Raw genomic sequence first — 20,735 nt, forward strand, 5'->3', positions numbered from 1 at the left:
CCACCCCAGGGATTCACCATGACACAGAGCCCCAGCATCAACCGGCGCATCGTCCTGAATGCGAGGCCGCGGGGCGCGCCAACGGCCGCAGACTTTCGCCTCGAAACCGTGCCCGTCCCGAAGCCTGAGGCGGGCCAGGTCTTGTTGCGCACGCTCTACCTCTCGCTCGACCCTTATATGCGCGGGCGCATGAGCGATGGCCCGTCCTACGCCGAGCCGGTGGCCCTCGGCGAGGTGATGGTCGGCGGCACGGTGTCGCGCGTCGAGGCTTCAAAACATGGCGACTACAAGGTGGGGGAGTTGGTGCTGGGCTACGCGGGCTGGCAGGACTATGCGCTGTCCGACGGCACAGGCCTCAGCCCCATCTCTTTGGAGGAACGTCATCCCTCGCGCGCTCTGGGCGTGCTGGGCATGCCGGGTTTCACCGCCTACATGGGCTTGTTGGACATCGGGCGCCCGGTGGCAGGCGAGACCGTCGTCGTGGCGGCCGCCAGCGGCCCGGTCGGCTCGGTCGTGGGCCAGATCGCGAAACTCAAAGGCTGCCATGTCGTGGGCATCGCGGGCGGCGAGGACAAATGCCGCTATGTCATCAACCAGCTGGGTTTCGACTTCTGCGTCGACCACCGTGCGGACGACCTGCCCCGTCACCTGGCTGCGGCTTGCGCTCAGGGCATCGATGTGTACTTCGAGAACGTGGGCGGCGCCGTCTTCGATGCGGTGCTGCCGCTGCTCAACAACAAGGCCCGCGTCCCCGTCTGCGGGCTGGTCTCTGCCTACAACGCCACCGCGCTGCCGCCCGGCCCGGACCGTCTGGGTCTGCTGGTCGGCACGCTGCTGCGCAAGCGCATCAAGATGCAGGGCTTCATCGTCTTTGACGACTACGGATCGCGCTGGAGCGAGTTCGCCGGCGCGATGGGCGAATGGGTGCAACAGGAGCGGATCAAGGTCCGGGAGGACATCATCTTCGGCTTGGAAAACGCAAGCGAGGCCTTCATCGGCCTGCTCGAAGGCCGGAACTTTGGCAAGCTGGTCATTCAGCTGGCCCACGAGTGAAGCGAGCGAGGGCGGTGTGAGCGGCACGGGCACGCTTGGTGGCGCGCAGGTGGACTCCACCCTTTGCTTTGTCAACTTCATTCCGCCCCGTGCGGCGCCGTAGCGAAGCACGAGTTCGACGACGGCTTCAACTGCGTCCTGCAACTCGAGCCTGAGCGCGGCTGGGGCTCCCATCATTTGAGGCTGAACCTCTGCAACACCCGCCGGCCTGTGACAGAGGGCCTCGCCTGCGCCAGGCGCCTGCCGCCTGGCGCAGGCAGACCGACTTCTGGATCCATGAATTCAAGCGCCCGGGCCTTGTTGTTTCGGTCCGAGCGCATGGGCGCCTTGGATGGCCCGGCACTGCCACGAGCCAGGCCTTGCTGACGAGCAGTCCTGCTCCGTCCCTCACCCGTGCTTGAATCCCAGGACGGGAATCTCCAGCGGTATCCGCAAAAACACTGATGCCGCCGGCGTTCCAGATCGGCTAAATTGCGTTCAAACAAAGGTTAAGCGTTTAACCCTTCAACTGAAATAGTCAGTTGACCGGCGAAACACCACAAAACCAGACAAGCCACGGGCTTGCAAGCGAGAGACAAGCTTGAACGCTACACATTCACGACCGAGTCATGGGCTGAGCCGAAGGCAGCTCTTGTTGGCTTGCACTGCGGCCAGCGCCTTCCCGGTGCTGGCAAACCCGCCCGACTGTACGGCGGCAACTAGCACCCGCTATGCCGACCAGTTCATTCTCGGCGCTGACGTCTCAACCCTGGACGCGGTGGAGCGCGGCGGTGCACGCTTCAGCACGGCAGATGGCCGAGCCGGCTCCGCGCTGCAGATCCTTCGCGCCTCCGGGGTGACGTGGGCGCGGCTGCGGCTCTGGCACACGCCCATCAACTCTCGCGACGTGATCGACGGCGAGCGCATCATCTCGCGCCACGGGGAACCCGTCGGCGGTGGCAACAACAGCCTGGAGCTGACACTCGCTCTGGCCAAGCGCCTACGCGCGCAGGGCATGAAATGGCTGCTGGACATCCACTACAGCGATTTCTGGACCGATCCGGGCAAGCAGGAGAAGCCCGCCGCCTGGGCCAAGTTGCGAGGCAAGGCACTTCAGGACGCTGTGCAGCGCTACACCGTGGATGTGCTGACCGCCTTGCACCGCCAGGGCACCGACCCGGACATGATCCAGGTCGGCAATGAGATCAATGGCGGCATGTTGTGGCCGGACGGCAAGACCTGGCGCGAGACGCCGGACGAAGCCATCGGCGGCGACCAGGCCTTCATCGAGTTGCTGCGCGCCGGCATCCGAGGCGTGCGCGAAACCGATGCGCTGCGCGGCAGTCGCCTGCCCCTGATGCTGCACCTGGCGCACCAAGGCGATGGCAAGAGCGAGGCCACCTTCCGGCGCGTCTACGACCAGTTCGAGGCGGCCAAGCTCGACTACGACCTGATCGGCCTCAGCTGGTACCCCTACCACCATGATTCCATCGACGGCCTGCGCGCCAATCTGCGCATGCTGTCCGAACGCTACCGCAAACCCCTGGTGGTGGTCGAAACCGCCTACGGCTACCAACTGGACAACCCAGATGGCGGCCCGGCGGTCTTCAACGCCGAAGGCGCCAAACGCTCGGGCTACCCAGCGACACCCGAAGGCCAGGCCGCGCTGCTGCGCGACGTGGTCCAAGCGGTCGCAGCGGTGCCTCAAGGCCTGGGCGTTTTCTACTGGGAGCCCGCCTGGCAAGCCGCCCCGGGCGCCGGCTGGCGCACCGGTGAGGGCAATGCCTGGGCCAACCAGACCCTCTTCGATGCCAAAGGCCGCGCACTGCCGGCCCTGAAGGCGTTCAAGTCGGCCGCACCTTGCCGCTGACTGCCCACCGCTATCCAAAAACAACCATCGCTGGAGACATAACTTCCATGACCCAAGCCCCCTCACGCGCTCGACCGCAAGGCGCCCCTAACACCCTCGCACCGGTGGCCCTGGCCTGCGCCGCGCTGCTGGCACCGCTCTCTACTGCCGCACAGCCCGCCGCTGCGACCGAGACGGACAAGCTCGACACCGTCGTCGTCCAAGGACAGCGCTCCAGCCTGATGAAAGCCCAGGACATCAAGCGCAACGCCGAACAGGTGGTGGATTCCATCGTGGCGGACGACATCGGCAAACTGCCCGATGCCAACGTGGCCGAGGCGCTTCAGCGAATCACCGGCGTGCAGATCTCCCGCAATCGCGGTGAAGGGGACCGCGTGCAAGTGCGCGGCTTGCAGCAAACGCAGACCCTGTTGAACGGCCGCGTCATCTTCAGTGCCGGCAAGGAGCGAGGCCTGTCCTTCCAAGACGTGCCTTCCGAACTCTTGGCCGGCGCCGACATCTACAAGACTCCCACGTCCGAGCTGATCGAAGGCGGCATCGGCGGTGTGATCGACCTGCGCACCCGCCGCCCCTTCGACTTCGCTGGATTCAAGCTGGCCGGCTCGGTCAAGGCCACGCAGGCCCAGTTGGCGGACAAGAACAATGGCGAGGGCTCCTTGTTGATGTCCAACCGCTGGCGCATCAGCGGTGGCGAGTTCGGCGCTCTGCTCAGCCTGTCCACCCAGAAGCGGAACTACCGCTCTGACACGCAGGAACTGGACAACCCGGCCGCTGTGGCGGACGGCTCGGGCGTGGTGGCTCCCTTGGGCCAATGGTTGGCCTATGAATTCGGCGAGCGCGACCGCAAAGCAGCCAGCGCATCGCTGCAATGGCGGCCGGATGCCTTGAGCGAGTACACGCTGGATTTCAACCACAGCCGCCTGAAGAGCAAGACCGACGTCTTTGGTCATTACGCCTCGCCGTTCTGGGCCAATTTCAGTGGCACGGCCAATCAGGGTCAGCTCTGGCCCAATGGCAAGCTCGGCACCGATGAGCAAGGCCGCTTCGTCTCGGGCAGCTTCTGGGGCGCCAGCATGAGCACTTCGGGCTCGGTGGCCGACGAGGACACGCGCATCAACCAACTGGCCCTGGCCGGCAAATGGAAGCTGGGGGACCTCAGCCTGCGCAGCGACCTGAGCCACTCCCGCAGCCAGTTCGAGCGCTTCTACCAAGAGGTGCGGCTGGGCACGTTTGGCGACGATCCCATCAGCTACAACTTCGACCTGAGCAGCAAGCTGCCCTCCGCATGGTCGCCCAGCGCCAAGCTGGATGACGCCGGTCACTACTGGACCGACAAGGCGCTCTACTTCCGCATCCAGAACACAGGCCGCGAAACGGCATGGCGCGTGGATGCCGACAAGCCAGTGGACAGCGGCATTTTCACCAAGCTGCATGCGGGCTTCCGGGTGAACAGCCGCCGCGCCGAGAGCGCGGAGATCAACACCATCGACGACATCTGGATGTTCAAGACGTCCGACATCCCCAGCATCGGCCTGTTGCCCTACGACAACCTGCTCAAGGACGCTGGCAGCGGCAACATCGCGCGCCAATGGATGACTGTGACCGACACCCGCTGGCTGCGCGATGCGCAAGCCGTTCGTGGCACTTTCAAACTGGCCATTCCCGGCTTCGACCCCGCCCAGACTTTCGCCTTCCGTGAACGCAGCAGCGCGGTCTATGTGAGCAGCGATCTGGACACCACGCTGGCCGGCCTTCCGCTCACCGGCAATGTGGGCTTGCGCGCCGTGCACACCGAAACGGACCGCAGCTTCATCGGCACGGGCGGCGCTCGCAACACGCTGGACCAAAGCGACACCGACTGGCTGCCGTCGCTGAACCTGCGGCTGGAGCTGCGCCCCGACTTGCAAGCGCGCTTGGCCATGTCGCGCGTGGTCACCCGCCCCAACTTCGACCAGCTCACCCCCAGCCTGAGCCTCAACGTCAACGACCGCACGGGCTTCCAAGGCAACCCGGCCCTTGAAAAGCTGCGCGCCAACCAGCTGGACGCCACCCTGGAGTACTACATCTCCAAGAGCGACCATGTGTACGGCGCGGCCTTCTACAAGGAGGTTTCGGGCTTCATCCAGACGACCAGCAGCCAAGTCACCATCGGCGGGACCGGCTACACGCTGACCACGCCCAGCAACGGTCAAGACGGCCGCATCCGCGGCCTGGAGCTTGGCTACCAGGGCTTCTTCAACAAGCTGCCGGGCCTGCTGCGCGGCCTCGGCCTGCAGGCCAACCTCACCCTGGTGAACAGCGCCGCGCCCAGCCCCATCAACGGCCGCAGCGCGCCGCTGGAAGGCCTGTCCAAGCGCAGCGCCAACCTGGTGGGCATGTATGACCTGGGCGACTTTTCCGCACGCCTGGCCTACAACTGGCGCAGCGACTACGGCGTGGGCCCGCGCCTGAGCTTCCCGAGCAACGACGGCGTGACGGTCATGACCCCCGTCCAGATGAAGGGTTACGGCATGCTGGACGCCTATGTCAGCTATGCCTTGACGCCCAAACTGAAGCTCGCGCTGGAGGCCAACAACCTGACCCGCACCGTACGCCGCAGCGAGTTCAGCGACTACAGCCTGCCGCGCGGCAGCTACTCGGACGATCGTCGCTTCGCGATCAGCGTGCGTGCCGAGCTGTGAGTGCCTGAGTCGGCGTTTGGCGGGGATCAGCGATCCCCGCGCATGAAAAAACGGGCGTCCCGAGGGACGCCCTTTTTGTTGCCGCAACGCCTGCTTGCCGAAGGACCGGCCCCGGCAAGCTGTTCAGCGGCCGTGGAACTGATAGCGATTGCGATGTGCCCACACCTGCCCCGGCTCCAGCCAGCAATCGGGCTGCGGCCATTCGGGGTGATGGGGGCTGTCAGGCAGGTACTGGGGCTCCAGCGCCACGGCGCTGAAATCGGGCCATTGGGGATGGCAGCCCTGGGTGCACGGTGCCAGATAGTGCCCGGTGTAGACCTGCAGGGCGGGCAGGCTGGTGTAGAGATCCAAGGCGACGCGGCCATCGACCGACTGAAGCCTGGCCGCAGGCATGTCGCCGCTGTCCAGCACAAAGGCTTGATCGAGCGGCTGCCCGATCAGCCGCGCAGTGCGATAGTCCAAGGCGCCACCACTCACAGGCGCTGGAGCACCAGCAGGCAGACCAGAGCCATCCAAGGGCAGCGCCTGGGACGCGCCCAGCTGCAAGGTTTGAGTGCGAACGTCCTGCCAGCGCAAGCCACCCTCGCCTGCGGTTTGCTCGCCCCGTCCCCGCCCATCCAGCTGAAAGTAGGCATGGTTGGTCAAGCCCACCGGGCAGGCCTGTGCGCCATGCAAACGGGCATGGAAATCAATCTGCACCGCGCCGTGGCCCGGCAGTGAGTAGCGCACCTCCACATCCAGCGCACCGGGGAAGCCTTGGTCGCCATCGGGCGAGTGCAGACCCAGTCGCAGCTGCTGCTCGCTGTGCTCCAGCAAGGTCCAGTCGCGCTGATGGAATCCGCCCGGGCCACCGTGCAACTGATGATTCAAGCCTGGCTCACTGGCCAAGGGCCAGGCCTGCCCGCCACGCCGCAGCTCCAATCCCGCAATGCGATTGGCCCAGCGACCGACGGTCGCGCCGACATAGCCGCGGTTGCGGCGCTGGGACGCCAGATCATCAAAACCGAGCAGCACCTCGCGCGGCGCTTCATTCGCCAGCGGCACGCGGCAGCTCACCCAGCTCGCGCCGTAGCGCAAGACTTGAATCTGCAAGCCGTCCGAGTCCGTCAAGCTCCAGCGGTCCATCATGATTTCACGCCACCCGCGGTCAGCCCGGCCACCAGCCAACGCTGCATCAGCAGGAACATCAGGGTCAGGGGCAAGCCAGCGAGCAAGGCGGTCGCCGCAAAGTCACCCCAGAGATAGCGTTGATTGAACAAGAACAGGCGCGAGCCCACGGCGAGGGTCAGTTGTTGCTCATCATGGAGCAGCACCGAGGCTACCGGATACTCGATCATGGCGCCGAGAAAGGCCAGCACAAAGACCACCGCCAGCACCGGTTTGGCCAGAGGCAGGAGCACCATCACAAAAGCCTGCCAGCGGCTCGCACCGTCGACGGCGGCGGCCTCCTCCAGATCGGGCGGAATGCTCTCGAAATAGCCCTTCACCAACCAGATGTGCTGAGCCACTGCGCCGGTGTAGGCCAAGGCCAGGCTCCAGTGGCTGTTCAAGCCGAGCCACGGAATCCAGTCGCCGAGCCGATCAAAGATGGCGTAGATCGCCACCAAGGCAAGCACCGAGGGAAACATCTGCAGCAGCAGCATCGCGGTCAGCGTGCTCTGCCGGCCCGCAAAACGCAGCCGCGCGAAGGCATAGGCGCTGGTGATGGAGAGCAGCAGACACACCGTCGCGCTGATCAAGGCCACCTTGGTGGAGTTGAGGATCCATTGCAGCACCGGGAACGGTGGCGGCACCAGATTGCCCTGCGCATCGGTCACGGCGAGACCCAGCGCCAGGCGCCAATGCTCGAAGCTGATTTCTTTGGGGATCAGGCTGCCGCCGGCGAAGTTGCCGGGTCGCAGCGAAATCGACACGATCATCAGCAGCGGCAGCAGGCTCAGCGCCACAAAGGCAATCAGAAAGGCATGCAGAGCCAGCACACGCCAGCGCTGCGAAGAGTTCATCACCATGGCCATGAATTGCTCCCTGGGCCCGACTCAGTGCCGAGCCGCTTTCGCGCCGCCGAAGAAGCGCAAGTTGATGTACGCCAGCAAGGCCACGATCAAGAACACGATCGAGGAAATCGCGCAGGCGAGCGCGTAGTTCTGCCCACCATCATTGAAGGCAATGCGGTAGGTGTAGGACGCCAGCAGATCGGTGGCACCCACAGGCACCTCGGTGTCGAGGTAGTCCGGCGCGCCCTCGGTCAGCAAGGCGATCAAGGTCAGGTTGTTGAAGTTGGCCGCGAAGGAGGCCACCAGAAGCGGCGCCATCGGCTTGGCCAGCAAGGGCAAAGTAATGCGAAACAAGTTCGTCAGAGGCCCGGCGCCTGCCAAGGCCGAGGCCTCGTAGAGGTCTTCCGGGATCGCCTTCAAGAGGCCCATGGCCAGGATCATCATGTAGGGGTAGCCCAGCCAGGTGTTGACCGTCAGGACCATGGCACGAGCCAGGGTTGCATCGCTGAACCAGCCGGGCCGCACGCCGAAGAAAAAGTCGAGCACCAGGTTGATCTCACCCAGGTTCTCGTTGAACAGGCCACGGAAGATCGGGATCGAGATGAAGGCCGGCACGGCATAGGGCAAGAACAAGGCGATCCGGTACGCCGAGCGGCCCTTGAGCGCCGGCCAACTCAGGGCCACGGCGAAGAACAGGCCCAGGCCAAAGGTCAGCAGCGTGTTCAGCGTGGCAAAGCTGACCGTCCAGGCAAAGACGCGGCCGAAGGGCTCCAGAAAACTGCGGTCGCCGAAGATGCGCTGGTAGTTGGCCCAGCCCACGCCGGTTCTGAAGCCCGGCTCCAGCGCTTGGCCGCGTGCGTCGCGCCAAACGCCGGCCTCGTGGTCGGCCAAGACCAGGCTGCCATCGCGCAAGTCCTGCAGCCGATCGGCATCCAAGGCCTGGTAGCGCGGCTTCTGATCGCTGACCCGGTGCAGGCTGGACATGCGCCAGCTTCGCCCTTCCGGGCTTCGAAACACCAAGGCCTGCAGCTGCGGAAGCAGGCCCACCAGGCTGCGCGAGTTCAGCAACTCACCGGCAGGCGGGGTTTCGCCCGCCTGCAAACCCACCCCCTCGCCGGCAAGAGGCAGCGCGAAGGCCACGCTGTGCCAGGCCTGCCCGTCATCCGCGAGCAGTTGCACCTGATAGCGCGCGTCGGCGCCATCGGCGCCCAGCCGGTAGACCGCCAAGTCCATGCCCAGGCCTTCGCTGTCGCTGCGTTGCAGCAGCACCGAGGTGGCTCGATCGAAGGACAGCAAATGGGCCGAGCTGTAGTTGGTGAAGCCGATGCCCAGGGTGAAGGCCATGGGCAGGACAATGAAGACCAGCACCGCCAGCAGCCCCGGCATGACATAACGCCACGCCTGCAGGCGCCGCGAAAACTGCAGCAGCAGCAAAAGGCATGCCACGCCAAGCACGGTCATCGCCGCCAACACTTCGCGGCCGCGCAGCAACTGCTGGCACAAGGCCAGCAGGCCCAGCACCGCCGCCAGATTCAGCCCATGCAGGGCCCAGCTCAAGCCACGCATCAGGCCACTCCCTTCACAGAAGCTGCCGCACCGGCCTGACCGGCCACTCGGCGGGCTGCACGGGCGAGGCCCTCATTCACACCTTCCCGCCCCTGAGTGATGCCTTGGACGGCGGCGTTCATGGCCGTCCAGAACCGAGCCATCTCGGGATTGTTGGGCATGGGCTCGCCCAGTTGGGCAGCCGCATCGGTACCGGCCACCAAGGGATCGGCTTGGCGCAGCTCTGCCAAGAGCTCCAGATTGGCAGGCACGCCCAGCGGCACATGCGCCTGCATCGCGCGCAGGCCGGGGAGGCTGAGCAAATAACGCTCAATGAACTCGGTCGCCAGCAAGGGCTGGCGGCTGGCCGCGCAGACCATGGCACCCAGCACGCCCACCATCGGCCGACCGGGCCGGCCCTGCAAAGAAGGCAGCGGCGCCGCCGCCACGCGCAAGCCGCTTTTCTTCAGGTTGTTCCAGCCCCAGGGGCCGTTGATGGTCATGGCCACACGGCCTTCGTTGACGGCCGCTTCGCTCTCGGCATAGGTGGCGGTACGCGGCACCAGGCCTTCGTCCACCAGCCGCTTCAGCAAGGCCATGCCTTGGCGGGTGCCAGGCGAATCAATGCCATTGGTTTGGGCATCCCAGCTGCCGTCTGCCCGGCGCGCGAAGGCATAGCCGCCACCGGCCGACATCAGGGCGTAGGTGTAGTAGAACTCGTTGTAAGGCCACATGATGGCGCGGCGGCCCTGAGGGCGCAGCTTGCGGTCCAAGTCGAAGACGTCGTCCCAGCTTCGCGGTGGCCGCGGCACCAGGTCGAGATTGCAGATCAAGGCGACGGACTCCAACGCAATCGGATAGCCCCAGGTGCGCCCGCCCATCTGCCAGGGCGACCACGCCAAGGGCGCGATGCCTTCACGCAGCCGGCGCGAAGGCGCAAGCGGGCGGATCAGGCCGGACGCGGCCCAGCCCCCGGCCCGGTCATGCGGCCAAATCCAGACATCCGGTCCCTTGCCTGCGGCCGCCGCCTGCTCAAATTTCGAGACCCCGTTCTCCGGATGCTCGACGCGCAGGGCGACGCCGGTATCGCGGGTGAACTGCTCGCCGATCTGTGCAATGCCCTCATAGCCCTTGTCACCATTGATCCACACCCGCAGCGGTTCATGGCTGGCCAGCAGGCTGGCGTGGGCCGGCCTCGTCAATGCAGCAGCGCCTGCGCCGGCAAGCAACTGCCGCCTGGAAACAGGGTTCAACATGCGACGACCTCACCCTGGAGCGGAGGCACGGCCTCGCCCCTCGCATCGAACACATGCACCTGCGACAGCAAGGCCGCCACCGGCAAGGCCGAGCCAATCAAAGGGGGCGCCGCCTCTTCGGGCAAGCGCATCACCAGCGAACCCCCGGGCCCGTTCAGATAGGCCAGGCTCTGGTCACCCAGATGCTCCAGCCACTGAACCTCGGTCAGCAGGCGACCACTGAGACGCGGGTCGGCACTGTCGGCCGGGCGCAAGTGCTCGGAGCGCACGCCCAGGGTCACCGCTTCGCCCTCGCTCAGGCCATGCGCTGCCACGGGCAGTTGCAACAAAGTGCCATCCTGCAGTGCCAAGCGCACGCCTTGCGCGCTGCGCTCACGCACCTGGGCCGGCAGCAGATTCATGCGCGGCGAACCCAAGAACCCCGCCACAAAGAGATTGCGCGGCCGGTGGTAGAGCTCCAGGGGCGCGCCGCTTTGCGCCACGCTGGCCCGCGCCTCGGTGGCACCAGGCAGCGGTGGCTGCAGCAGCACCATGCGGTCGGCCAAGGTCATCGCCTCCACCTGGTCATGGGTCACGTAGATCGAGCTGGCGCTGCCCTGGCTGCGGTGCAGGCGGGCAATTTCAAGACGCGTCTGTTGACGCAAAGCTGCATCCAGATTGGACAGGGGCTCGTCAAACAGAAACACGCCCGGGCGGCGCACCAGCGCGCGGCCGATGGCAACGCGCTGCCGCTGCCCGCCCGAAAGCTCGCGCGGCTTGCGGTGGAGCTGATGCTCAATTTGCAGCATCTGGGCCACTTCAAGAATGCGCCGCTGGGCATCGGCCTTGGGCGTGCGCGCCAGGCGCAGACCAAAGCCGAGGTTCTCGGCGACGTCGAGGTGGGGGTACAAGGCATAGCTCTGAAACACCATCGCCACATCGCGCTCGCCAGGGGCCAGCTCGTTGACACGGCGCCCGCCGATGCGCAGCTCGCCACTGCTGATGGTCTCCAGCCCCGCAATCATGCGCAGCAGCGTTGACTTGCCACAACCCGAGGGGCCGACGAACACGCAGAACTCGCCCTCCTTGATGTCGAGGGAGACCTCGTGCACGGACGGCACGCCACCTTCCACATAGGTTTTCCCAACCCGGTCCAATTGCACTGCTGCCATGATCATCAACTCCGGGTGGCCATCACAGCCACAGTCTCGCGCCGCTCCAAGCTCACCGTGGCCCGACGCAGCTGGGCGCCATGTCCCGCGGCCCGCGCGCTCGCCTCCATGAACACCGGCAGCTCGTCGGGAGCTTCGGGCAGGGGCAGCACGCTCAGTTCCAAGCTCGCCCAGCCCGCTTCGCTGCGCCAGCGGTCCACGCCGATCTGCCACAGGCTGCCATCGCAGAAGCGATCATCGACCACTTCGCCGTCGGCCCAGAGGCGGGCGACGTCGCCCACCAGATCCAGGGTCAACCAGACGCGCGACACCTCTTGCGCGCCCAGCTCGGGCAAGTGCAAAGCCCAACGAGCCGCCGCGGCCTGTGCAGCTTCGCAGGGCACCAGGGGCGTTGGCCCTTCGCGCCAGCTGATGTGAGGGCCCCAGCGCAGCGCAGGCGGCGCGCCTGCAGGCGTCAGCAACTCGGGCCGAAGCTCCCATTGCGCAGCTGCATCGGCCGGCCACTGCCAGCTGGCCCACTCGACGGCCAAGGTGAGGCGCTCCCCGCCCAGCCCCTCGCCAGGGAACACCCGCAGCCAAGCGGCTTCATGGGCAAGACGATGCAGCGTGACGCGGCCCTCGGGCTCCGCCCAGCTTGCTGCATGACTGGCCCACAGCAGGCGTTCTCGGCCGCCCAGGTTCACGCGCACGGCCTGGGCCGCAGCGGCTTGAGACAAGAGCAACAGCCGGTGTTGCCGGCCATCCGCGTCGCGCAGCGTGATCAGCTCGGGGCCTTCGGCGTCGTCCTTGGGCTTCACGAACCAGGCGCCGTCGGCCAGCCGTTCGACCTTCCCGCCGACGAGTTCGACGGCGGTCAGACCCGCGGAATCGAAGACCAGCTCGGGCGCCACGCCATCGATCCGAAAGCCCACCCACACCAGGCTGCCGTCGGCTTCGGTCCAGCGCGTCAGTGGCTGCACGGTCGCCTGGCGCAGCCGAGCCGCGCCAAAGCGCTGGCCCACAGGCCAGATGAAAGCCATGCCAGGTTTTAGATCCAGGCCGTGGCGGAGCGGCAGCTGCAGGGCATCGCCAGCCTCGCCTTGCAGCTGGACCCGTTGGCCCGTCAAGACCGGCAGCGGGTGGTGGCGCACATGGTGGTTGAAGAAGACGAAACCTTGCAGTTCATCGGCACTTCGGCCGGCTGCGCGCACGGCGACGCGCGGCAGTTCTCGGTCCGCAGGGTCCAGGGGCCCCTGCGCCGGCAGCACTGCTTCCAGCGGTGCCAGCTCGCTGCCAAAGGCCTGCATGAATTGATGCAGACAGCGCAGCCGACCCCAGGACGGGCGCACCTGGCCGTACTGCCCCAGAGGCGCATGGAAGTCATAGCCCCACTGCGGCACATCGTTCGGATAGCCTGTGGCCTGGGTCTCGTTCAGTGGCCCGGTCTCGCAGACCGGATTGGTGCCCCCGTGGTACATGTAGTAGCCATAGAGATTCGCGCCCGAGCCTATTTGCACCAGGGCCGTCGCATAAACATCCTCTGTCGTGACCACCGGTCGGCGGTGGTAGCTCTGATGCATGCCGCCCCCGGCCTCGGCCAGGCAGAAGGGATAGTGGGTGGTGTCGATCAAACCGGCCGCGGGCGTTCCATCGACATTGCCCATCTCGCCGATCACACGGCGCGTGTTGAAGAGGAACACGCCCGAGGGCGGCAGCGCATCGCGCGAACCTTGCCAGAAGCCATCGGCATAGGCACCCGACACCGGCAGCACTTCGCGCGGCGGGATGTCCAGCGTGGGCCAGCCGGTGACCGTATAGACCGGTACCGTCATGCCCGCCTGCAGCGCCAGGCGCTTCAACTCGCTGATGTGTTCAGCGCCGCAACCTGGGCCGGTCGCGCCATACTCGTTTTCAAGTTGCAGGCCGATTACCGGCCCGCCGTCGCACCACAGCTGACCTTTGATCTGCGCAGCGATCTGATCGAAAAGACGCTGCACATGCCCCAGGTAGACCGCGTCGTTGCAACGCAAGGGGCCTGTGTCCGGCAGCCAATCCGGGAAGCCGCCGAGACGCACCTCGGCATGCACCCAGGGCCCGGGTCGCAGATAGACCAAGAGGCCCGCCTCGGCCGCCAGCGCAACAAATCGCGCCAGATCACGCTGACCGTCCCAGCGCCACACGCCGCGGCGCGGCTCATGGTGATTCCAGATGACGTAGCTGGCCACCACATTCACGCCGCCCGCGCGCAGCTTGGCCAACTCCGCAGCCCATTCGGATGCGGGCGTCCGGCTGTAATGGAATTCGCCCATCACCGGCATCCAAGGTTTGCCGTCCAGCTGCAGGTAGCGGCTGTTCACCGTGAGCTCGCGCTGCGGATGCGGGTAATGCCCCAGATTCAGGAAGCCGGTCTCAGGCACGGGGGCCGCAGGCGGCACATTCACATGCACCAGGGAAGTTGTCTCACTCACAAGCGGTAGCCGCAAAGCGGGTTAATCGTTTAATTCAACAAAGTAGACCGAAGATGCACCAAAGCAGCAATACGGGTAAGCCCGGAATCGGCACCAAAACGGTGAACTTACTGGGAGGATTGAGTCACATTCGCCCAGAGATGGCGCGCCTGTGCATTGTAGGTGCAGCGAAAACCTCACCCACCCCAGCAAGCAACAGCCCCGATTGACAGCAATGCGCCCAGTTGATCCAATAAGATTAATCGATTAACCCAGACCAGCACGTGAAACCTTCCAAATCCAGGCATGCACTCCAACTCGGTGTTTGCTACTACCCGGAGCAATGGCCGCGCGAGCGCTGGCCCGCCGACGCCAAAGCCATTCGAGCGCTGGGGCTCAGCACAGTGCGCATCGCCGAATTCGCCTGGTCCCGCATGGAGACCGCGCCCGGTCACTTTGACTGGTCCTGGCTGGACGAGGCCATTGATGTGCTGGCCGCCGAAGGCCTGCAAGTCGTGCTGGGCACGCCGACCGCCGCGCCGCCCCAGTGGCTGATCGAAGCCCACCCCGACATCCTGCCGATGGATGCTCAGGGTCGTGTCAAGCCCTTCGGCGCGCGCCGCCATTACTGCTTCTCCAGCCCGGCGATGCATGAGGCGTCGCGCCGCATCGTCACCGCCATGGCGCAGCGTTATGGTCGCCACCCCGACGTCATCGCCTGGCAAACCGACAACGAGTACGGCTGCCATGACACCACCCTCTCCTACAGTCCTGCGGCGCTGAGCAGCTTCAGGAAGTGGCTGACTGCACGCTACCAAGGCGACATCAACACACTGAACGCGGCCTGGGGGACGGCCTTCTGGGGCTTGCAGTACAGCGGCTTCGAACAGATCGGATTCCCGGTGGGTCAACCCACCAGCCCGCTGCCGGCGCACGCGCTCGACTTCCGCCGCTTCGCCTCGGACGAAGTGCTGCGCTTCAACCGCCTGCAGGTCGAGATCCTGCGCGAGCATGCGCCGGGCCGGCCGGTGCTGCACAACTTCATGGGCTTGTTCGGTGACTTCGATCACCACGCCGTGGCTCAGGACCTGAGCATCGCGGCGTGGGATAACTATCCCTTGGGCTTTTTAGACACGGCCGCCCGCTTCCTGCCCGAGTCAGCGCGGCTGCAGTGGGCTCGAAGCGGGCATCCCGACATCAGCGCCTTCCAGCACGACCTCTACCGCGGCGTCGGCCACGGCCGGCTTTGGGTGATGGAGCAGCAGGCCGGCCCGGTCAACTGGGCCGACTGGAACGCCCTGCCGCTTCCGGGCATGGTGCGCGCCTGGACCTGGGAGGCTTTCGCCCATGGTGCCGAGCTGGTGTCCTATTTCCGCTGGCGCCAGCTGCCCTTCGGCCAGGAGCAGATGCACTCCGGACTGAACCGGCCCGATGGCATGCCGGACGTCGGCGCCGCGGAAGCCGCTCAAGTCAAGTCAGAGATCGATCTTCTGCTCAGAGAAGAAGGCGAAGAGGCGCTGCACACCCAAGCAGCCCGCGTGGCGCTGGTGCTGGATTACCCTTCGCTGTGGATGGCACAGATCCAGCCGCAAGGGGCCGATATGGCCGGCTTCGGGGTGCTGCTGCGCTACTACAGCGCCGCGCGCCGCCTCGGATTGGACGTCGACATCGTCGGGCCGCAACAAGATCTCAGTGACTACGCCCTGGTGCTGCTGCCGAGCCTGCTGCACGTGCCCGAAGCGCTGCAGCAGCAGTTGGCAAGCCTGGCCGCGGTGGTCGTCGCGGGGCCACGTTGCGGCAGCAAGACGGCCGAGCTCAGCATCACCCAGCCGCTACCGCCAGGCCCCCTGGGGCCGTGGCTGCCCATGCAGGTGCGGGCGGTCGAGTCCATGCGGCCCGGGCGCCACTATGCCGTCGACGGCGGCCAGGGCGAGCAATGGCGCGACTTGGTCGAGCCGCAGGCCGGCGTCGCCGTTCATGCACGCTATGAAGACGGCTGGCCGGCCTGGCTGAGCCACGGCCGTTGGCACAGCCACGCCGGCCTGGTCAACGAGGCCCTGCTGATCGACTGGCTGGCCGAGGCTGCTCGGCAGGCCGGCCTGACCGTGGCACCACAGGCCCTCCCTGAAGGGCTGCGCCTGCGGCGGCGCGGCCGCTGGCAGTTCGCCATCAACCACGGCCCTGCCCCGGCCGCGGTACCGGTGCCAGAAGGCCACAAGCTGCTGCTGGGCGAGCGACTGCTGCCGGCCGGTGGCGTGGCCGCCTGGCTTCTCAACCCCAAGGACTGAGCCCGCAATGTCTAGCCAACTCTTCCCCAGCGCCGCGCGGCGCGTTCTGGTCACCGGCGGCGCCGGCTACATCGGCAGCATCACGGTGGTACGCCTGATCGAAGCCGGCTGGACGCCGCTGATTCTGGACAACTTCAGCAACAGCCACCCCGAGGTGCTCCAGCGCATCGAACGGCTGACGGGTTACGCACCGCAGCTATACCGTGCCGATGTACGAGACCGTGCCGCGCTGGACCGCGTGTTTGCCGAGCAGCGCATCGATGCGGTGATCCACTTTGCCGGCCTCAAGGCCGTAGGTGAGTCGGTGCTCAAACCGCTGGACTACGCCGAAGTCAATGTGGCCGGCAGCGTGCAACTGCTGCAAGCCATGCGGCAGCACGGCGTGCGTCACATCGTGTTCAGCTCCTCTGCCACGGTCTACGGAGACGCGCGCGTCATGCCGCTGACCGAGGACATGACCGGAGTCCCCACCAGCCCCTACGGCCGCAGCAAATGGCAGGTCGAGCAGATCTTGGCCGACCTGGCCGCATCGGACCCCAGCTGGTCCGTCGCGGCGCTGCGTTACTTCAATCCGGTGGGCGCCCATCCCAGCGGGGAACTCGGCGAAGATCCGCAAGGCACACCCAACAACTTGATGCCCTTCATTGCACAGGTCGCTGTGGGCCGCCAGCCTGAGCTGCGCGTCTTCGGCAGCGATTACCCCACCGTCGACGGCACGGGCGTGCGCGACTATCTGCATGTGCTCGATTTGGCCGATGGCCATGTGGCGGCCCTGGAGCTCTTGCGGCGAGAAGCGGGCTTGCATGTGCTGAACCTGGGCACGGGGCGCGGCCACAGCGTGCTGGAGCTGAAGGCAGCGTTCGAGCGGGCCTGCGGGCGTGAGCTGCCCACACGCGTGGTGGAGCGCCGCCCCGGCGACGTCGCACAGATGTGGGCAGACGCCAGACGCGCACGCGACAAGCTGGGCTGGCAGGCTCAATTGAGCCTGCAACAGATGTGCGATGACACCTGGCGCTGGCAGTCGCGCTACCCCCAAGGCTACCGACCCGTCTGAAAACCAAACGACGTGAATCCTGACGACACCATGACTTTCGATCGCAACCTCCACTCCCACCGCCGCTTCAACCCTTTGGCCGGCCGCTGGGTTCTCGTCTCACCGCAACGCAGCCTGCGCCCTTGGCAGGGTCAGACCGAAAGCCCAGACGAAGCGCTGCGCCCGGCCCACGACCCCAGCTGCTATCTCTGCGCCGGCAACACCCGCATCAACGGAGAAAAAAACCCGAACTACACCGGCACCTTTGTGTTCGAGAACGACTTCGCCGCGCTGTTGGCCGATGTCCCTGAGCCCCAAGAAAGCAGCACAGGTCTAGGCGGCGCGCTGTTCCAGGCCCAGCCGGCCCGCGGCACCAGCCGCGTGATCTGCTTTTCGCCGGACCACAGCCGCAGCCTGCCCGAGCTCGATGATGCGGCGCTGCGCGGGGTCGTCGCCACCTGGTGCGCTCAGAGCGAAGAGCTGGCTCACCGTTGGACATGGGTGCAGGTGTTCGAGAACAAGGGCGCCATGATGGGTTGCTCCAACCCGCACCCCCATGGCCAGGTCTGGGCCAGCGACTTCGTGCCCGACCTGCCGCAACGAGAGGACCAGCAACAGCGCGATTGGCTACTCAGCCACGGCGAACCCATGTTGCTGTCGCTCGTCCGCGCTGAAGCTGCCGACGGAGAGCGCGTGGTGGTCCAGAACGAGGACTGGTTGGTCATCGTGCCCTACTGGGCCGAGTGGCCATTCGAGACCCTGCTGCTGCCGCGCTTCGCGGTGCAAAACCTGCATCAACTGAGCGAGCAGCAACAGGCCAGCTTGGCCGACATCGTGCGCCAACTGACCATTCGCTATGACAACCTCTTCCAGTGCAGTTTCCCCTACTCCATGGGATGGCATGGCGCGCCCACCGGGCCGGAGGCCACGCCGGCGCCGCACTGGCAGCTGCATGCCCATTTCTACCCTCCCCTGCTGCGCAGCGCGACAGTACGCAAGTTCATGGTGGGCTTCGAACTCCTGGCGGAATCCCAGCGCGACCTGAGCCCCGAGCAAGCGGCGACCCGCCTGCGCGAACAAGCACCCACCCATTACCGCCAGCGCTGAGGCCCGGCCATGACCAAGCAACTCCCCCCGACTGCCCAGGCTGCCGTCCAGGCCTACATCGAGCGCCACGGCGCCAAGCCCACCGTGCTCGCCCGCGCGCCCGGCCGTGTCAATCTGATCGGTGAACACACGGACTACAACGATGGTTTTGTGCTGCCGGCAGCCATCGACCGCGACACCTGGGTTGCCGCCGGCCCACGCAGTGATGGCCAGGTGCTGGCCATCGCGCTGGACGAGGGCAAGGCCGAGGACCACTTCGAACTCTCTGAGCAAGCAGTTCATCATCCTGAGAGCGGCTGGCGTGACCATGTGCGCGGCACGCTGGCGCAGCTCGTGCCGCTGGCGCCTCTGCCCCAAGGCATGAACTTGGTCATCGCCGGCGACGTACCCATGGGCGCCGGGCTGAGCTCCTCCGCATCGCTGGCCATGGCGCTGCTGCGTGCGGCCCAAGCTCTGTCCGGCGATGACACCCTCAACGGCAAGCAGCTGGCCCGCCTCGCACAGCAGGCCGAAAACCGCTTCGTCGGCTGCCAGTGCGGCATCATGGATCAGCTGACCAGCGCCGAGGGCAAGCCCGGCCACGCCTTGTTAATCGACTGCCGGTCCCTCGACACCGAGCCCGTATCTTTACCCAAGGGCACCACCCTCTTGATCGCTCACTCACGGGTGCGCCGCGGCCTGGTCGACAGCGCCTACAACGAGCGAAGAGAGCAATGTGAAACAGCGGCCCGCGCCATGGGTGTGCCGGCGCTTCGGGACGCCACGCTGGAGATGCTGGCGGCCACGCCCATGTCAGACCCAGTGATGCGCCGGGCTCGCCACATCATCACCGAGAACAGCCGCGTGCTGAGCGCCACGCAAGCCTTGCGTAGCGGCGATATGCAAGGCTTGGGCGAGTTGATGGCGGCATCGCACGCATCCATGCGCGATGACTTCGAAATCACCACACCGGCCATCGATCAATTGGCCAGCCTGCTGCAAAACGTAGTCGGCAATGCTGGCGGCGCGCGCATGACTGGCGGCGGATTCGGAGGTTGTGTGATCGCGCTCTTGCCTCAGGCGCTGGTCCCCGCAGCCAAGGCCGCGCTGGAAGCCGGCTACCGCTCACCCGAAGGTCTGCCGGCTTTGGTCTATCTGTGCGAAGCAGGAGCAGGCGCGGAGGCAATTCACATGACGGCTACAGGTACGATGGAGGGATGACCACCCTCGTTCAGGTTGCACAAGTCGCCGGAGTCACTGCTGCGACCGTTTCCAATGTGCTGCGCGGCCGCGGCAAGGTGGGCGAGGAAACCCGCCGCCGCGTGCTGGCCGCCGTCGAAAGTCTGGGTTACCGCCCCAATCTGATGGCCCGCGCCCTCGTCGAGGGCAAGCCATCCACCATCGCCCTGGTGGTCAGCAGCATTGCCAACCCCTTCTATCCGGAGTTCGCACTTCAGGTGGAGCGCGCGGCCCGCAAGCTGGGCTATTTCCTGCTCGTGTGCAACACCAACGACGACCCAGCCCAGGAGCGCGCCTATCTCGACGCTGTCGGCGGCGCGCTGGCCCAGGGCGTGATCGTGATGAACGCCGACTTCGTGCAACTCGACGCACTCCAGGATCTGCGCCAACGCGGTGTACCGGTGGTGCTGTGCATGTGGGAGCGGCCGCAGGAGCCACCTCCGCTGCCCTGCGTTGCCGTGGATCTCTATCAGGCCGGCGTCTTGGCCGCCGAACATCTCTTGCGGCTGGGACATCGTTGCTTGGGCGCCGTGGTCGGGAGCGAGCCCAGTGGCAACCACCGGTGGCGGCTCCAGGGCTTTCTGGATACGGCCCAACGAGCCGGCATGGACTTGCCCCCAGACCACGTCCGCTATGGGCACGACACGATTGACGATGGCAGAAATGCGGCCCACAGCTTGCTGGCCACCCACGCGGACATCACGGCCGTCTTCGCGACGAATGACTTGCCTGCTTTAGGCGTTCTGCAGGCGGCAGCAGACTTGGGGCTGGAGGTTCCCAGAGACCTTTCCGTCGTCGGAGTGACCGACATTCAACTGGCCCATCAAATGCGACCAGCACTGACCACCGTCGCCGTACCCACCGAAGAAGCTGCCGCGCTCGCGGTTCAAATGCTGCTATCGGAAATCAGCGCACAACCCGGAGATGCCACGCCCATACGTGTCACCAAGCCGCCCCGCTTGGTGGTTCGCACCTCGACGGGCAAAGCGAGTGACATCGGGCGATGAGGGAAGAAGCCGAGGCCCTGCCGATCACCTGATACCGCACACCCTGATCGCCACACGGACCCGCCATCTCCCACAGCCAGTGCCTGGCATGCAAGCTGCTAAATTGCGGCAGCGGCGCGCGCCGAAC

14 protein-coding genes are annotated in these 20,735 nt (G+C 66.0%); 8 read left to right on the top strand and 6 right to left on the bottom strand.

Annotated elements, in window-relative coordinates:
* The first annotated feature begins 18 nt into the window (after nt 1-18).
* From curA to LNV23_RS13225, 3 genes are all read left to right on the top strand, one after another.
* A complete protein-coding gene (gene curA, locus LNV23_RS13215) occupies nt 19-1,053 on the top strand; it encodes an NADPH-dependent curcumin/dihydrocurcumin reductase (protein WP_263563398.1) in 1,035 nt (344 codons plus the stop codon).
* 631 nt (nt 1,054-1,684) lie between these two features.
* Nucleotides 1,685-2,902 (top strand): glycoside hydrolase family 53 protein, encoded by a 1,218-nt coding sequence (locus tag LNV23_RS13220; RefSeq protein WP_263563399.1) that lies wholly within the window; start codon nt 1,685-1,687, stop codon nt 2,900-2,902.
* A 47-nt stretch (nt 2,903-2,949) separates the two neighbouring features.
* Nucleotides 2,950-5,583, top strand: coding sequence for a TonB-dependent receptor (locus LNV23_RS13225; RefSeq protein ID WP_263563400.1), 2,634 nt, complete (start codon nt 2,950-2,952; stop codon nt 5,581-5,583).
* A 123-nt stretch (nt 5,584-5,706) separates the two neighbouring features.
* Here the strand turns inward: LNV23_RS13225 and LNV23_RS13230 are convergent, their stop codons facing one another.
* From LNV23_RS13230 to LNV23_RS13255, 6 genes are read right to left on the bottom strand one after another with little or no spacing between them, the layout of a single operon-like run.
* The gene (locus LNV23_RS13230; protein ID WP_263563401.1) at nt 5,707-6,711 is read right to left on the bottom strand and encodes a galactose-1-epimerase; all 1,005 of its coding nucleotides are present in this window, start codon (nt 6,709-6,711) and stop codon (nt 5,707-5,709) included.
* Complete coding sequence (gene malG, locus LNV23_RS13235) at nt 6,708-7,592, bottom strand: maltose ABC transporter permease MalG (protein ID WP_263517233.1); 885 nt, start codon at nt 7,590-7,592, stop codon at nt 6,708-6,710. The genes LNV23_RS13230 and malG overlap by 4 nt, the downstream gene beginning before the upstream one ends.
* A 27-nt stretch (nt 7,593-7,619) precedes the next feature.
* Nucleotides 7,620-9,143: a maltose ABC transporter permease MalF gene (malF, locus tag LNV23_RS13240; RefSeq protein WP_263563402.1), complete on the bottom strand. Its 1,524-nt coding sequence runs from the start codon at nt 9,141-9,143 to the stop codon at nt 7,620-7,622.
* Complete coding sequence (malE, locus tag LNV23_RS13245; protein WP_263563403.1) at nt 9,143-10,378, bottom strand: maltose/maltodextrin ABC transporter substrate-binding protein MalE; 1,236 nt, start codon at nt 10,376-10,378, stop codon at nt 9,143-9,145. The genes malF and malE overlap by 1 nt, the downstream gene beginning before the upstream one ends.
* Nucleotides 10,372-11,529 (bottom strand): ABC transporter ATP-binding protein, encoded by a 1,158-nt coding sequence (locus tag LNV23_RS13250; RefSeq protein ID WP_263563404.1) that lies wholly within the window; start codon nt 11,527-11,529, stop codon nt 10,372-10,374. The genes malE and LNV23_RS13250 overlap by 7 nt, the downstream gene beginning before the upstream one ends.
* A gap of 5 nt (nt 11,530-11,534) precedes the next feature.
* On the bottom strand, nt 11,535-13,976 hold the full coding sequence (locus LNV23_RS13255; protein ID WP_263563405.1) for a beta-galactosidase: 2,442 nt from the start codon (nt 13,974-13,976) through the stop codon (nt 11,535-11,537).
* A gap of 263 nt (nt 13,977-14,239) precedes the next feature.
* Here LNV23_RS13255 and LNV23_RS13260 point away from each other — a divergent pair, with 263 nt between their 5' ends.
* From LNV23_RS13260 to LNV23_RS13280, 5 genes are read left to right on the top strand one after another with little or no spacing between them, the layout of a single operon-like run.
* Entirely contained in the window at nt 14,240-16,243 is a 2,004-nt protein-coding gene (locus tag LNV23_RS13260) for a beta-galactosidase (RefSeq protein ID WP_263563406.1), read from the top strand.
* 7 nt (nt 16,244-16,250) lie between these two features.
* Entirely contained in the window at nt 16,251-17,297 is a 1,047-nt protein-coding gene (gene galE, locus LNV23_RS13265; RefSeq protein WP_263517239.1) for a UDP-glucose 4-epimerase GalE, read from the top strand.
* A 30-nt stretch (nt 17,298-17,327) separates the two neighbouring features.
* Nucleotides 17,328-18,383, top strand: coding sequence for a UDP-glucose--hexose-1-phosphate uridylyltransferase (locus LNV23_RS13270; RefSeq protein ID WP_263563407.1), 1,056 nt, complete (start codon nt 17,328-17,330; stop codon nt 18,381-18,383).
* Nucleotides 18,384-18,392: 9 nt separating this feature from the next.
* Entirely contained in the window at nt 18,393-19,583 is a 1,191-nt protein-coding gene (galK, locus tag LNV23_RS13275; RefSeq protein WP_263563408.1) for a galactokinase, read from the top strand.
* Entirely contained in the window at nt 19,580-20,608 is a 1,029-nt protein-coding gene (locus tag LNV23_RS13280) for a LacI family DNA-binding transcriptional regulator (RefSeq protein ID WP_263517242.1), read from the top strand. The genes galK and LNV23_RS13280 overlap by 4 nt, the downstream gene beginning before the upstream one ends.
* Nucleotides 20,609-20,735 lie beyond the last annotated feature (127 nt).

Source organism: Kinneretia sp. DJ1R-11 (genome assembly GCF_025717595.1).
GTDB lineage: Bacteria > Pseudomonadota > Gammaproteobacteria > Burkholderiales > Burkholderiaceae_C > Paucibacter_A.